Source organism: Pseudomonas sp. KH_050 (assembly GCF_057838875.1).
The window spans coordinates 3404460-3417480 of record NZ_CM174478.1 but is presented as its reverse complement, the minus strand read 5'-3'; the positions used below and the strand labels follow the sequence as shown (position 1 = coordinate 3417480).

At 58.3% G+C, this 13021-nt stretch carries 15 protein-coding genes; 5 read left to right on the top strand and 10 right to left on the bottom strand.

What is annotated here, in order from left to right:
- Positions 1 to 25: 25 nt before the first annotated feature.
- Together AC3IUA_RS15655 and AC3IUA_RS15650 are read right to left on the bottom strand one after the other, a co-directional pair.
- The gene (locus AC3IUA_RS15655; RefSeq protein ID WP_489355133.1) at positions 26 to 1024 is read right to left on the bottom strand and encodes a HupE/UreJ family protein; all 999 of its coding nucleotides are present in this window, start codon (positions 1022 to 1024) and stop codon (positions 26 to 28) included.
- The gene (locus tag AC3IUA_RS15650; protein WP_489355131.1) at positions 1024 to 1932 is read right to left on the bottom strand and encodes a peptidyl-prolyl cis-trans isomerase; all 909 of its coding nucleotides are present in this window, start codon (positions 1930 to 1932) and stop codon (positions 1024 to 1026) included. Before AC3IUA_RS15650 ends, AC3IUA_RS15655 begins: the two co-directional genes overlap by 1 nt.
- A 184-nt stretch (positions 1933 to 2116) precedes the next feature.
- On the opposite strand from AC3IUA_RS15650, the gene AC3IUA_RS15645 reads away from it, so the two are divergent.
- Positions 2117 to 2464 carry a hypothetical protein gene (locus AC3IUA_RS15645; protein ID WP_489355130.1) on the top strand — a complete coding sequence of 116 codons (348 nt, stop codon included), beginning with the start codon at positions 2117 to 2119 and terminating at the stop codon, positions 2462 to 2464.
- A 157-nt stretch (positions 2465 to 2621) separates the two neighbouring features.
- On the opposite strand, the gene AC3IUA_RS15640 is transcribed toward AC3IUA_RS15645, so the two are convergent.
- Positions 2622 to 3086, bottom strand: coding sequence for an Lrp/AsnC family transcriptional regulator (locus AC3IUA_RS15640; protein ID WP_489355128.1), 465 nt, complete (start codon positions 3084 to 3086; stop codon positions 2622 to 2624).
- A gap of 119 nt (positions 3087 to 3205) precedes the next feature.
- Between AC3IUA_RS15640 and AC3IUA_RS15635 the strand changes: the two genes are divergently transcribed.
- The 4 genes from AC3IUA_RS15635 to fdhA all read left to right on the top strand — a co-directional run bounded on the left by AC3IUA_RS15635 (position 3206) and on the right by fdhA (position 6534).
- Positions 3206 to 3943 (top strand): AzlC family ABC transporter permease, encoded by a 738-nt coding sequence (locus tag AC3IUA_RS15635; protein WP_489355126.1) that lies wholly within the window; start codon positions 3206 to 3208, stop codon positions 3941 to 3943.
- Positions 3940 to 4242: an AzlD family protein gene (locus AC3IUA_RS15630; protein WP_489355124.1), complete on the top strand. Its 303-nt coding sequence runs from the start codon at positions 3940 to 3942 to the stop codon at positions 4240 to 4242. Before AC3IUA_RS15635 ends, AC3IUA_RS15630 begins: the two co-directional genes overlap by 4 nt.
- Before the next feature lie 20 nt (positions 4243 to 4262).
- Positions 4263 to 5066: an alpha/beta fold hydrolase gene (locus AC3IUA_RS15625; RefSeq protein WP_489355122.1), complete on the top strand. Its 804-nt coding sequence runs from the start codon at positions 4263 to 4265 to the stop codon at positions 5064 to 5066.
- A 268-nt stretch (positions 5067 to 5334) separates the two neighbouring features.
- A complete protein-coding gene (fdhA, locus tag AC3IUA_RS15620; protein ID WP_489355120.1) occupies positions 5335 to 6534 on the top strand; it encodes a formaldehyde dehydrogenase, glutathione-independent in 1200 nt (399 codons plus the stop codon).
- Positions 6535 to 6733: 199 nt separating this feature from the next.
- Here fdhA and AC3IUA_RS15615 read toward each other — a convergent pair whose 3' ends face one another.
- From AC3IUA_RS15615 to AC3IUA_RS15585, 7 genes are all read right to left on the bottom strand, one after another.
- Entirely contained in the window at positions 6734 to 7000 is a 267-nt protein-coding gene (locus AC3IUA_RS15615; RefSeq protein ID WP_489355118.1) for a hypothetical protein, read from the bottom strand.
- A gap of 224 nt (positions 7001 to 7224) precedes the next feature.
- Complete coding sequence (locus AC3IUA_RS15610; RefSeq protein WP_489355116.1) at positions 7225 to 8436, bottom strand: MFS transporter; 1212 nt, start codon at positions 8434 to 8436, stop codon at positions 7225 to 7227.
- Positions 8433 to 8702, bottom strand: coding sequence for a hypothetical protein (locus tag AC3IUA_RS15605; protein WP_489355114.1), 270 nt, complete (start codon positions 8700 to 8702; stop codon positions 8433 to 8435). The genes AC3IUA_RS15610 and AC3IUA_RS15605 overlap by 4 nt, the downstream gene beginning before the upstream one ends.
- A gap of 83 nt (positions 8703 to 8785) precedes the next feature.
- A complete protein-coding gene (locus AC3IUA_RS15600) occupies positions 8786 to 9505 on the bottom strand; it encodes an IclR family transcriptional regulator (protein ID WP_489355112.1) in 720 nt (239 codons plus the stop codon).
- 81 nt (positions 9506 to 9586) lie between these two features.
- A complete protein-coding gene (locus AC3IUA_RS15595; RefSeq protein ID WP_489355110.1) occupies positions 9587 to 10867 on the bottom strand; it encodes an MFS transporter in 1281 nt (426 codons plus the stop codon).
- 43 nt (positions 10868 to 10910) lie between these two features.
- Positions 10911 to 11768 (bottom strand): sugar phosphate isomerase/epimerase family protein, encoded by an 858-nt coding sequence (locus tag AC3IUA_RS15590; RefSeq protein ID WP_489355108.1) that lies wholly within the window; start codon positions 11766 to 11768, stop codon positions 10911 to 10913.
- Between the two features lie 67 nt (positions 11769 to 11835).
- Positions 11836 to 13011, bottom strand: a complete 1176-nt coding sequence (locus tag AC3IUA_RS15585; protein ID WP_489355106.1) for a dihydrodipicolinate synthase family protein — start codon at positions 13009 to 13011, stop codon at positions 11836 to 11838.
- Positions 13012 to 13021 lie beyond the last annotated feature (10 nt).

The following is a 13021-nucleotide window of genomic DNA, read 5'->3' as shown; positions in this document are numbered from 1 at the left end:
GAATACGGCAATGACAGGGTGCAACTCAGGACAAGAAACTTGAGACTCTTTCGAAAAACCAGAAGGCAGCCAGCGTACCCAACCCGTAAGAAGCAATCGGTCGGGCATACAGGACTGCGGGCCGTGGCAGTCGACAACGCAGCAACAGTGCGCGCAGGCTCAACACGACGGCGACGAACATCAGCTGGCCGATCTCGACGCCGACATTGAAGGTGAGCAGCGCCAGCGGCAGGTCGCGCTGCGGCAAACCGATTTCCGCCAGCGCACCGGCAAAACCGAAGCCATGCAACAAGCCAAAACAGAACGCCACCACCCATGGCCACTGGAGGGTGAAACTGGTTTCATCACGGTTCTTGCGGGCGATTTCCACCGCCAGCAACAGAATGCTCAGCGCAATCGTCGCTTCCACAGGAGGGCCGGGAAGCCGCACCGCACCCAGTGTAGCGAGTGCCAGGGTGATGGAATGGGCGAGGGTGAATGCAGTGATGGTCTTCACCAGCATCCAGCCATTACCCACCAGCAGCAGGAGACCGAAGACGAACAGCAGGTGATCGAAGCCCCCCAGGATGTGTTGGATGCCATGGACCAGAAATGCACCGGCCACCGAGAACGCTCCCGGCGTGGCAGCGATCTCTATCCAGGGTTGCGCAGGGTGGACGAGGTTGGTCGTCAAGCTGCCGTCCAGGCGCGAGACACGCACCAGCACATCGGTGATGCTCGCTTGCAGGCCGATGAATTCAATACGTTGCCCGACCAGTCCTGCGGGACCGGCATCAATGACCCGACGCTCGATCAGTGAATCGTTCAGTTCGCTTTCCACGGGCTCAACGACAGTGCGCACACCTTCGGCAAACCGCAGCGCAATCGGCAATCGCATGCCTGAAAGCACCGGCGTGCGCCACAGTACGTCATAGCGGCCGGCGGCCGTTTCGTTGAGTTCCAGGTAAGCGGGGCGCGACTCATGGGCCATGGCCGTTAGCCCCATGAACCAGAGCACCAACAGCAGCCATGCCGTGCGCCTCATCACGGCCGCTCCGTGTATGTGGCGCTAATCGCACCGGCGGAAGCAGGTATCATCACCACGACTTCATAGCGTGCTTTCAGCGCATCGAAATTCGCGCGTTTCGATGCGCTGCGTTGTTCGGACAACCAATCGGACTTGACCTGCCGGGCCACGGTTTCGAAGGACGGAGGAGGTAATTTGGCCTGCGCATCAATCCACACCAGATGCCAGCCAAAACCCGACTCCACAGGTCCCACCCAACTACCCGGCGTTTGCTTGAACAATGAAATGGCGAACGTTGAACCAAAGACCCGCGCCACCTGATCCTGGGATTGTTCTGTGTAGGCGTTTTCAAACATGAAGGCATCGCCTTCACCACTGTTCTTGTCAGACAGCCCACTTAGTGCGGACTGAGCCTGCGCTTGCGCATCCGCACCGCGTTTGTCCAAGGCGAAAAACAAATGATGGAAGGTCAAAAGTGGCGGCGGAACATATTGGTCCTGATGCTGGTTGTACCAGGCCTCAAGTACACCGGGTGCCGGTTCGCGAAGTGACGCTACATCCTCGGCGAGAAAATCCATTTTTTGCGCCAGTCGGCGGCGAATAATAGTGTCGTCTTTATCCAGGCCAAGTTTCAGTGCTTCGCGGTAGAGGATTTCCTCTTTCACATATTCCTCAATCAGGCCCTGCAACTGTTGCTCCGATGCGGGTCGTTGCCATCGCGCCAGCCAGGAAATCGCGATCCGCTGAACAACTTCAGGGGTGATTTCGATGCGTTGCGGATCCTGATTATGGGTTGAACGGTGTAAACCTCCGTACAACACAAAGAGTGCAAAGCCGGCGATTAGAAAGTGCAATAACGGCTGACGAATACATCGCTTGATTAACGAAAGTCGAGATTCTTTCGTTTCGCAGACGCTTAAGTTCATGACTTATTGCCCCACGCTATACTGCGAATAGTTTTCGCAGCAGAGTGGAGTATTGCTGCTGTACCGGAACTTTCCACCAAGGCTAATCACGATAAGCACTAAGGCTTAGTAGCAATCGGATTAACCAATTCCCCAGGACCGTCGAGTCTTGCACCTATACAGCCCGGGACGGAGCGCCCATGTGATGAAAGGACTGCTTGTTTTTGCCGCGATCATCGAGGCAGCCACTGGCGTGGCGCTGATACTTGTCCCGTCGCTGGTCGGGCAACTTCTGCTTGGCATCGAACTAACGGGCGTCATCGTCCGCGTGGCCGGCATCGCCCTCATCGCGTTGGCCATCGCCTGCTGGCCCGGACCAGCAATGCTCGGGATGTTGATCTATAACGCAGCCGCTACGCTTTATCTCGCCTACGTTGGCATCTCGGGGGAATCGAGTGGGGTTCTATTGTGGCCAGTGGTCGTCTTGCACGGGATCATGACGGTATTTTTGATTCGAGCAATGACAAGCCAGAGGAGGAACTCACAGACGTAGTCAACGCCTGGCTATATACGTTTTCAGGCGCCGGCAAATCCTGCGGTTATCAGGGGCATGCTTATCTACTCCTTGTCGGTTGCAGTACGCCTGATGATTCGAAGCCAAAAGCGGTCGGCTGGAGGGCCGAATGAGTTCCCGTCCATTCTCCTGCGCGCTAAATCGGCAGCTCGGTGGTTAACTTGATTTTCTGCATAGGGATTTCAGTCTTCAAGCTCTGCACGCCCTTGATCCGTGCCAGATGCTTGATCTGGAATTGACGGTAAGCCTCCAGATCCGAAGCCACTACCCGCAGCAGAAAATCACAATCGCCTGCCATCAGGTGACACTCCAGCACTTCAGGGCGTTCTCGCACGGCATTGATGAACCGATCCACCGTAACTTCGTCCTGTCCGGTCAGCCACACCCGTACGAATAGGGTGAGGGCCACATCCACCTTCACCGGATTGATCAGCGCCACATAGCGTTCAATCACACCTGCCTCTTCCAGTAGCCGAACCCGCCTTAGGCAAGGCGAGGGCGAGAGCCCGACCTGTTTGGCCAGCTCGAGATTCTGCAAGCGCCCGTCTCGTTGCAGGGCGCGCAGTATCCGGCGATCGATTGCATCCAGATTCATTGGCATCAGATTCTACTGTTTGTATATGTATTGGCTTCTGATGCTAATACTCAAGGAATTTGTAGCATTTTAGCAATCAAATTTTCCTCAGGTACTGGAATAATTATCCGACCTGGAGGAACGACATGACTGAAAACAAATTAACCCTGTCAGCCATCCGCAGCAGGGGATTCGATAGTGAAATGGTTCGAGGTGCAAAGGCGGCTTTACCAGTGCTGTTGGGGTTCATCCCATTTGCGCTAGTGCTGGGCGCGCAAGCCTCGCACAAAGGTTTGAGTGCTTATGAGGTGGCACTGATGACCGGGTTGAATTTCGGCGGCGGTTCAGAGTTCGCCGCTATAGAGCTCTGGTCTTCGCCACTTCAAGGGCTGGTGATAGTGGCGATGACGCTGCTGGTCAACAGCCGGCACTTGCTGATGGGAGCGACGTTAGCCCCTTACCTCCAGCATTTGCCATTGAAAAAAACACTGCCATCTCTGTTCTTGATGTGTGACGAGAGCTGGGCTCTGGGCTTGGCCGATGCGAAGCGCAGGGAAGAGGAGTCGGGTATTCCCGGATTCAGCCTGATTTATTTTCTGGGTGTGTCGCTCTGTCTTTGGCTGACTTGGGTAATGTTCACCTCGCTGGGTGCAGTCATTGGGCCGGTGCTGGGAGACCTGCATAGCTATGGTTTTGATATGGCTTTTGCAGCGGTATTTCTGGTATTGCTGCGAGGCATGTGGCGGGGTGTACATGCAGCGGTGCCTTGGTTGTTCAGCCTGGTCACTGGCGCTGCGTTTTATCTGCTGATTCCCGGAGGCTGGTATGTACTGGCAGGTACCGTGGCAGGGCTTGTGGTCGCTTATCTATGGGCGAAATCATGATCGATAGCCTGACCTTGCAAGTCGTTGTAGCGATGGCGTTCGTAACGTACCTCACCCGCGTGACGGGCTTCATACTGCTGCGCAACAGGACTCTGAGCCCCGTTGCGCAAGAGGTCATGCAGTCGGCGCCAGGCTGCGTGCTGATCGCCGTCATCGCACCCAAATTCGCCAGTGGAAACCCTGCCGACCTTGTTGCCCTGGCGATGACGCTTTTAGCCGTCACCCGTTTGCCGATTCTTCCTGTCGTGCTAATCGCTGTCCTCGCAACCGGAACACTTCGTTTTCTCTTGTCCGCCTGAATGATCAATTGAGGATTCCAATGTCATCGTTTGTCAGTGCCGAAACGCTTTGGATCGATACGCCGCATGGGCGGCTGTTTACTCGACGCTGGCTCCCCGCGGGCGTGGTATGCAGCCGGGTAAAACCGCCAATCATTCTTTTTCATGATTCCCTTGGATGCGTCGAATTGTGGCGAGATTTTCCTGAACGACTCTGTCAGACCACTGGGCGCGAAGTGATCGCCTATGACCGACTCGGCTACGGGCAGTCGGATCCGTACCCGGAGAATTTGCCCATGCATTTCATTCGCGACGAAGCCGAGCGCTTCTTCGCGCTTGTCAGGGCCCAATTGCAATTCGACCGGTTTGTCGCCTTGGGTCACAGTGTTGGCGGCGCGATGGCAACGAATTGCGCCTCCTTGTACCCGCAGAGCTGCGTTGCATTGGTCACCCTTTCAGCGCAAGCGTTCGTTGAAGAGCAGACGCTGCGCGGCATTCGGGACGCCAAGGCGCAGTTTGAGGCGCCAGGACAAATGGCGCGTATTGAAAAGTATCATGGCGATAAAGCGCATTGGGTGCTGTCAGCCTGGACGGATACCTGGTTTTCGGAGGCATTTAGCGGCTGGACTATTGAAGACGCCATTGACTCGATTCACTGCCCACTGCTTGCGCTTCATGGAGAGCAAGACGAGTACGGATCCGTTCTGCATCCGATGCGCATCGCCAGGCTTGCGACGGCATCCGGGAAATACCTGATTCTGGAAAATTGTCATCATGTCCCCCATCGAGAGGCCCCCGACGTCGTTCTGGATGCCGTCGATCGACTCCTTCGAATCAGCCACTGATGAATGACCGCTCTTGGTCGATTCTGTTGAAAAAACCGGATGTTCAGTTCGCCTGAACCCAGGCACGGCTACCACCGGAGAACCTGCTCGCCTGGAGTCCTGAAACGGGTGGTGATTGGGTGTTTAATGCTCTCGCGGGGTGCTGATACCAGGCGTAGGATCGATACGATGATTGCTAATCACCCGTCGCTGGAAGGTGACTTCCAATCAATCTGTATCCCTTCGCAGTACAAGGGCCGTGTTCTCACAACAACAGCGAGGTGAAAACATGTCTGGTAATCGTGGTGTCGTGTATCTCGGCGCAGGCAAGGTCGAGGTGCAGACCATCCCCTATCCGAAAATGGAAGACCCGCGCGGCAAGCGCATCGACCATGGCGTGATCCTGCGCGTGGTTTCAACCAATATCTGCGGCTCCGACCAGCATATGGTGCGTGGTCGGACCACGGCCCAGGTCGGGCTGGTGCTTGGCCATGAGATTACTGGTGAGGTGATCGAGAAGGGCCGTGACGTGGAAAACGTGCAGATCGGTGACCTGGTCTCGGTGCCGTTCAACGTCGCCTGCGGCCGTTGTCGCAGTTGCAAGGAACAGCACACCGGCGTCTGCCTGACGGTCAACCCGGCGCGCCCCGGCGGTGCCTATGGCTATGTGGACATGGGCGACTGGGTTGGCGGCCAGGCCGAATACGTGCTGGTGCCGTATGCCGACTTCAACCTGCTGAAGCTGCCCGACCGCGACAAGGCCATGGAGAAAATCCGCGACCTGACCTGCCTCTCCGATATCCTGCCGACCGGCTACCACGGCGCGGTGACCGCCGGTGTCGGCCCTGGCAGCACGGTGTATATCGCCGGTGCCGGCCCGGTCGGACTGGCTGCCGCAGCCTCCGCCCGTCTGCTTGGTGCGGCGGTGGTCATAGTCGGCGACGTCAATCCGCTGCGTCTGGCGCATGCCAAGGCCCAGGGCTTCGAGATCGCCGACCTGACCCAGGACACCCCGCTGCACGAGCAAATCGCCGACCTGCTCGGTGAGCCGGAAGTCGATTGTGCGGTCGATGCGGTCGGCTTCGAAGCCCGTGGCCACGGCCATGACGGCGCGCAGCACGAGGCCCCGGCCGACGTGCTCAACGCGCTGATGGGCGTGGTGCGGGTCGCCGGCAATATCGGGATCCCCGGTCTGTATGTCACCGAAGACCCGGGCGCGGTCAACAAAGCCGCCAGGCATGGCAGCCTGAACATCCGCTTCGGCCTCGGCTGGGCCAAGTCCCACAGCTTCCACACCGGCCAGACCCCGACGATGAAGTACAACCGTCAGCTGATGCAGGCGATCATGTGGGACCGGATCAACATTGCCGAGGTCGTCGGCGTGCAGGTGATCAGCCTGGACGACGCGCCCCGCGGTTACCACGAGTTCGATGCCGGGGTGCCGAAGAAATTCGTCATGGACCCGCACAAACTGTTTAGCGCCGCCTAAGGAGCAGGTTGGGTAAAGGGCAGCGTTGAGCTGCCCTTTTTTATGGGTGCGCCAGGCATGGCGCGTTGCGCGCAAGCGCAACCAGCTTGGCTGTGGTGGCCACGCTGGTGACCTGGAGGTGAAAGTCCTCTACACACCCGGCAAGGGGAAGTGTTAGCCAAAGGCAACGCGGATCACCGGTAGCGATCCGCGAGTATGCTTACTCTGGCATTGTCCAGGATTGCAGCGTGTAGCCCCCCTGGCTCAACTCGGCGCGCACCTCTTTCAGCAGGCTTTCCAGCTGCGCCGGGTCGGAATAGGCACTGCTTGGAATCTGTTTGCGGCAAATACGAGTGTTGCTCCGGTCGATGACGGTCAGGCTCAGTTCGCCATTGCCGTTTTGCGGAGCCCAGGCGACGCATTGAAAAGGTTCGAATGCGTGGCCGGCAATCAAAAGTGCTTCGTTGATGCGCAGTGGGGTGCTCATGGGTCTTCTCTCCTTGTACCCAAACAAATGATGTGCCGTCGGTCAGGCTTACCGGTCGGCTGATTTTTAGTACTGATGTGCTAAGGGGTGGAGCAGGTCACACATAATAATAAGTTTGTTTCAACTTTATTTCATACACAATTTAACCCGAGATTGTGAAAGTTGAATGATGGTGCTAACTCCGGAGAGAGGGCCGCGCAAATCGAAAGGGACTCGCGGCCCTATCAACCGACAGTCGAACTCGGGCGATGAATGCACTGAGTTCTGCGACTGAGCGACACCAGCCAAACCAGCGGCAACTGCGCAACGATCACCGTCACAACTCCCGCCCAAGGCGTGAAGGCGATCTGCCCGTTGTCGACCAAGGCACTGCCACTGGTTTCTCCCAGGGCGATGCCCAGGTTGAATGCTGAAATGTTCAGCGCCGAGGCGAAAGCCACCGCTTGTGGGGTGTAGCGCTCGGCGGTGACCAGCATGCCGGCCTGGGCGGCGGGAGACAGGCCGAACGCCAGCGCCCCCCAGATAAACAGCATGACCACCATCGGCACCTGATAGGGCAGCAGCAGCGCGAGCGCAGCCAGCACGACCGTCAGCAGCACAAAGATCATTCGCAGTGCTGGTTGCCAGCCCATCGTGGAGGCCAGACGACCCCCTGCAAGATTGCCCGCCAGGGTTGCCGCGCCGAATACCACCAACAGCAAACTGGCGGTCGTGGTGGAAAAACCGCTGATGTCGGTCAGTATCGGCGTGATAAAGGTGAAGGCCGCAAAGCTTGAACCAAAGCCCAACACCGTCACGGCCATCATCGCCAGAATAGCCGGATGCCTGAGTGCCGCCAGCTGAGTGAAAGCCTTGCCCGACGGCGGCGTCGGTACGTTCGGCAACCACAGCGCGGTGGCCACCAAGCCCAATGCGGCCAGCAGCGCGACAGCATAAAACGGCAGCCGCCACCCCATTCCGTTACCCAGGAAACTGCCAAGCGGCACACCGATGACCATCGCCAGCGTCAGCCCGGCGAACATCACGGCGATGGCTTTACCCGCCTGTCCCTTCGGCGCCAGGCTGGCGGCGACGGTGGCACCGATGGCAAAGAAGCTGCCATGAGCGAGCGCGGTCACAATGCGTCCTGCCAATAACGATGGGTAATCGGTGGACAGCGCTGCCAACAGGTTCCCTCCCAGAAACACCGCAATCAGCGTCAGCAGCACCGGTTTTCGCGGCAGACGCGCCAGCGCCAGAACCGTCAGTGGCGTACCGAGGGCCAACGCCAGCGCATACAGCCCGACCAGGCTGCCCGCGCGCGCCAATGGTACGTCGAGGTCAGTAGCGATAGCTGGCAGGATACCCACGACGATGAACTCGGCCATGCCGATAGCGAAGGCTGTCACCGCCAGCGCCAGCACGCCCGGGTGAATACGTTGCCTGGCCTGACTCATGGACGGTCCGCCGCCTGCTGGGCGATCACCTGATCAACCTCGACCGTGGCACTGGCGACGCCAACGGCTCCGATCACCTTGCCCTGGTCATCGCGCAGCACCACGCCACCACCCAAGCTGATGGCGTCGGGCACGGCGTTATCCATATGGACGAAATGGCGTAAAAGTCCGGCATCGTCGACCACGCAGAGGCAGACGGCGAAGCCTTGATCGCGTGCCTGTGCTTTTGCACGGTTGATGACTTGCAGGGGCAGTTGCTCAAACATTCGGGACTCCATTGAATCAAACGACAGAACCCCGATGATCCCGACGATTGCTTTTCAAGGGAATATGTTCCAGCCACTTGCGGCTAAAGTTTGAGCATGTCGAACATTTCACGCATGGCGTGGGTCGCCAGCTTGCGCAACGCGGTTGTGGGCAAGCGTGAAGCGGGTGCGGCAACCCCGAGCGCCGCCACGACCCGACCTTGCAAGCGCAACGGCAGCGCCACGCAGTTGAGCCCTGGCTCGGCTTCTTCAAGGTCTAACGCATAACCCTGCGTGACGATAACGGCCAACTCGTTTTCCAGTTCCGCAGGTAGCAGTTGCGCCCGGCGCAGGCTGCGGCGCAAGTCCTCGTCGAACGCGAGGAATACTTTGCCGATGGCCGAGGTGGTCAATCCAGCGCGGCGTCCACGCGGGCTCGCAACGCGCAGGCTGCCACTGCCTTCCTGGGCATCCATGTAAAGGTATTCGCGAGTGCCGCAGGGCACTGCCAGGAAACAGGTTTCGCCACTGCGTTCAGCCAGCGCGCGTAGCGCAGGGGCGAAGGTTTCGCGCAGCAAAGCATCAGCGTCGCTCAACGGTTGCGCGATCTCACGTAGACGCAAACCCAGGGCATAGTGGGTGCCGCGGCGCGAAATGTAGCCCATGGCGGCCAGGGTATTGAGCAAACCGTGCAAGGTGCTTTTGTGTAAACCTGATTGCGCCGCAAGGTCCACCAACCGGATCTCGCCCCCAGCCGCCGCGATGGTTTCAAGAATCACCATCGCACGTTCGACGGATTGTATGCCTTTGTTCTCGTTGATCATGTGCGCAGCGTTCGTTGGCCTGCAGTGAGTTTGAGGTCCACGAGACATCATTGCCTCGTGGTTCGGCAAGAGCCCCGGCTTTCAGGACTTCAAGGGTTCTTGAAGCAGTGAAGCGCCGCGACGGGCCATCAATCGCATGATTATCCACGCAGTCAGGTAAGAACTCGCGCACACAATGAAAATCAGGTTGTAGCCGAGAGTGAGGTTTTCCATTGTTTTGTAGTGCTCCAGAACAATACCGACGATAAGCGGAAAGATCATCCCTCCGACTGAACCCGCGGTGCCACCAATGCCCATGACCGACGCGACTTGCGAGCGCGGGAAATTGTCCGCAACGGTGGTGAACAGGTTGGCCGACCATCCCTGATGGGCAGCCGCTGCCAGGCTCAACAGACCGACCATGACCCACATGTTGTCGACGTAGCTGGAAAATCCGATCGGCAATACCAGCACCGCCATGATCAACATTGCGCTGTTGCGGGCCTTTTGCGTCGACCAGCCGGCGCTGATCATCCGTGACGACAGCCAGCCACCACCGACGCTACCGATAGACGTCGCGCAATAAACGATCATCAGCGGTAAACCGAGGTGTTTGAGGTCCAGCTCGAACCGGCTGGAGAAGTAGGACGGCAACCAGAACAACATGAACCACCAGATCGGATCGGTCAGGAACTTGCCGGTGACAAACACCCAGGTCGCGCGCAACTTAAGCAGATCGGCCCATTTGGCCTTGTCGATGGGTTCAACCTGAGCACCCTGGTTGATATAGGCCAGTTCTGTGGCACTGATCCGTGGGTGTGCGGCGGGTGCGTGGTAAAAAATCTTCCAGAAAATCAGCCAGACAAAACCAGTCAACCCGGTGATGACAAACGCCGACTCCCACCCGTAAGTCGCTGCTAGCCAAGGCACGCAGGCCGGTGCCAGTATCGCACCAACGCTGGTCCCGGAAGTGAGAATGCCCACTGCCAACGCTCGTTCTTTTTTTGGGAACCACTCAGAGACGGCTTTGATTGCCGCCGGAAAGTTTCCGGCCTCGCCAAGCCCCAACAAGGCCCGCATGTACATGAAGCTCAAGGTGGACTGTGCCGCGGCATGGCCGATCGCCGCGAGGCTCCAGACCGTGATGCAAAGGCCATAGCCGAGTTTGGTGCCCAGGCGGTCGATCAGTTTGCCGAAGACCAATAAGCCGCCCGCGTAGCTTGCTTGAAATACGATGACCAGATAGCTGTAGTCAGTCTCGCTCCAGTGAAATTGTTGCTCCAGTATCGGTTTGAGCAGGCCAAGCACCTGTCGGTCGAGGTAGTTGATGGTGGTGGCGAAAAACAACAGCGCACAGATCTGCCAGCGATAATGATGGGACATGAGGACATCTCTCTTTTTATTGTTCTGGTGTGGGGGCAACGATTTAACAGTCGCGTTGCAAGCGTTCGGCACACATCTGCAGAACCTCGGCTGCGTCGCGTTTCCACCAGTTGTCGCGGGAGAAAATTTCAACTTCGACAGCGCCGTCATAACCGGCCGTTTCTACGCATTGGCGAATGCCACGCAAATCGATGACACCGTCCCCCATCATGCCGCGATCGAGCAGCAGGTCCTGAGTAGGCACCAGCCAATCGGACAGGTGTAAACCCAGTATTCGGTTCAGCGTTCCTGCGCGTCGTATTTGCTCGTGCAGTTTGGGATCCCACCAACAGTGGTAAACGTCCACGGCGACGCCCAGGCGCTGATAGCTTCCCGGCTCCAGCACTTCACACACATCCAGTGCCTGCTCCAGTGTCGACAAACAGGAACGGTCTGCCGCATACATCGGGTGCAGTGGTTCCAGAGCCAGCGATACGTGATGCTGTCTGGCGTGCTCGAGCAGCAGGCCCACCCCTTCAGTAACCTGATCGCGAGCTGCCGAGAGATCCCTGGAATCACCGGGCAAGCCACCGACCACCACAATGAAGCACTCAGCTTCCAGTTCGGCGGCTTCCTCGATGGCCTGGCGATTGTCGGCAATGCCTGCGTCGAAGTCCTGGCGCGTGGCGGCCGGGATGAAGGTGGAGCGGCAATAGGCATTTACCTTGAGCCCGGTGTCGCGCAGTTGTCGACGGATCTGGCTTGGCGTGCGGCCTTGCATATCCTTGCGCCAAGGGGCGACGTAACCAAATCCCGCTTGAGCGATGAGGTCCAGGGTCTGCTCTATCGGCAGGCGATGACCGAGTGTTGCGGTGTTTATCGAGCAGCGATCGAGCCGGTTTTCCAGCGTGCGGTATGGCATTGAATTCTCCACGATTGCTGATGGGTCAATCGCGAAGCGCTACCTGTGCAGCGCTCCGCGCATAGCGCTAAGCGCCTATGCCATAGAGCCGAAGGAATGTTTTCATTCGGTTCACGGCCAGCGCAGGATCGCGGAGCAACCCGGCCTGGTCGGCGAGACGGAAGATCTCGCAGAAATAGGGCAGGGGGCGCATGGCTTGATGACCACCCAGCATGATGAAGTGCTCCTGATGGCCATTGAGGTAGGCGAGGAACACCACGCCGGTTTTGTAGTACTGGGTCGGACTGCTGAAGATCAGTCGCGCCAACGGCACGGTCGGATTCAGTAGCGCGTGATAGCGCGCCATATCGCCTTGCGCCAACGCCGCCAGTGCGTGGGAGGCAGCAGGCGCGATGGCGTCGAAGATCCCCAGCAGGGCATGTGAGTAACCCTGTTCATCGCCGGCGATCAATTGCGCGTAGTTAAAGTCGTCGCCGGTGTACATCTTCACCGACTCCGGCAAGCGCCGGCGCAGGAGGATCTCCTTTTCTTTGTCGAGCAGCGAAATTTTGATCCCGTCAATCTTGTTGGCATTCTCGTGAATGATTTCAAGACAGGTTTCCAAGGCCTCCTCATACTTCTGACTGCCCCAATAACCGCTCAAGGCCGGGTCGAACATGTCTCCCAACCAATGCAAAATCACCGGTTGCGGGGCATCGGACAACACCCTGCGATAGACCTGCCTGTAGTCGTCCGGGCCTTTTGCGACACGGGCGAGGGCGCGGCTGGCCATGAGGATGATGCGTCCGTCGAGCCTGGCGATTGCGCTGTGCTGTTCGTCATAGGCCCGCAGCACATCGTCGAGGTTGTTGGCATCGTTCGTCGCCAGCTGGTCAGTACCGCAGCCGGAAAAAATAACCGCATGCTTGATGTCGCGGGTTTCTTCGAGCGTGCGTTCGATCAGCTCCAGCGCAGTCGGCCAGTCGAGGCCCATGCCGCGCTGGGCGGTGTCCATCGCCTCCGCGATACCCAGGCCTTGCTGCAAGAGGTAACGCCGATAGTGAAGGGTTTGTTCCCAATCAATGGCGGCTTTGCTGCCGGGCTGGCTCGCGCTGAACGGATCAGCGACGACGTGCGCGGCCGATAGCGCGATTCGGTTGGCGGGCAACGGCTTGACAGGCGGCAACAGCGGCTCGCCAGTCAATGTGTATTGCTGCAGCGGACGATCCGCGTCAGAGGTCAACAAGTCGATTGTTAAAGGCATGGGTTTGTCT

Excerpts from the sequence above, each read along its gene's own strand:
- AC3IUA_RS15655 (WP_489355133.1), bottom strand. The coding sequence starts at position 1,024 with ATGAGGCGCACGGCATGGCTGCTGTTGGTGCTCTGGTTCATGGGGCTA.
- AC3IUA_RS15650 (WP_489355131.1), bottom strand. The coding sequence starts at position 1,932 with ATGAACTTAAGCGTCTGCGAAACGAAAGAATCTCGACTTTCGTTAATC.
- AC3IUA_RS15645 (WP_489355130.1), top strand. The coding sequence starts at position 2,117 with ATGAAAGGACTGCTTGTTTTTGCCGCGATCATCGAGGCAGCCACTGGC.
- AC3IUA_RS15640 (WP_489355128.1), bottom strand. The coding sequence starts at position 3,086 with ATGCCAATGAATCTGGATGCAATCGATCGCCGGATACTGCGCGCCCTG.
- AC3IUA_RS15635 (WP_489355126.1), top strand. The coding sequence starts at position 3,206 with ATGACTGAAAACAAATTAACCCTGTCAGCCATCCGCAGCAGGGGATTC.
- AC3IUA_RS15630 (WP_489355124.1), top strand. The coding sequence starts at position 3,940 with ATGATCGATAGCCTGACCTTGCAAGTCGTTGTAGCGATGGCGTTCGTA.
- AC3IUA_RS15625 (WP_489355122.1), top strand. The coding sequence starts at position 4,263 with ATGTCATCGTTTGTCAGTGCCGAAACGCTTTGGATCGATACGCCGCAT.
- fdhA (WP_489355120.1), top strand. The coding sequence starts at position 5,335 with ATGTCTGGTAATCGTGGTGTCGTGTATCTCGGCGCAGGCAAGGTCGAG.
- AC3IUA_RS15615 (WP_489355118.1), bottom strand. The coding sequence starts at position 7,000 with ATGAGCACCCCACTGCGCATCAACGAAGCACTTTTGATTGCCGGCCAC.
- AC3IUA_RS15610 (WP_489355116.1), bottom strand. The coding sequence starts at position 8,436 with ATGAGTCAGGCCAGGCAACGTATTCACCCGGGCGTGCTGGCGCTGGCG.
- AC3IUA_RS15605 (WP_489355114.1), bottom strand. The coding sequence starts at position 8,702 with ATGTTTGAGCAACTGCCCCTGCAAGTCATCAACCGTGCAAAAGCACAG.
- AC3IUA_RS15600 (WP_489355112.1), bottom strand. The coding sequence starts at position 9,505 with ATGATCAACGAGAACAAAGGCATACAATCCGTCGAACGTGCGATGGTG.
- AC3IUA_RS15595 (WP_489355110.1), bottom strand. The coding sequence starts at position 10,867 with ATGTCCCATCATTATCGCTGGCAGATCTGTGCGCTGTTGTTTTTCGCC.
- AC3IUA_RS15590 (WP_489355108.1), bottom strand. The coding sequence starts at position 11,768 with ATGCCATACCGCACGCTGGAAAACCGGCTCGATCGCTGCTCGATAAAC.
- AC3IUA_RS15585 (WP_489355106.1), bottom strand. The coding sequence starts at position 13,011 with ATGCCTTTAACAATCGACTTGTTGACCTCTGACGCGGATCGTCCGCTG.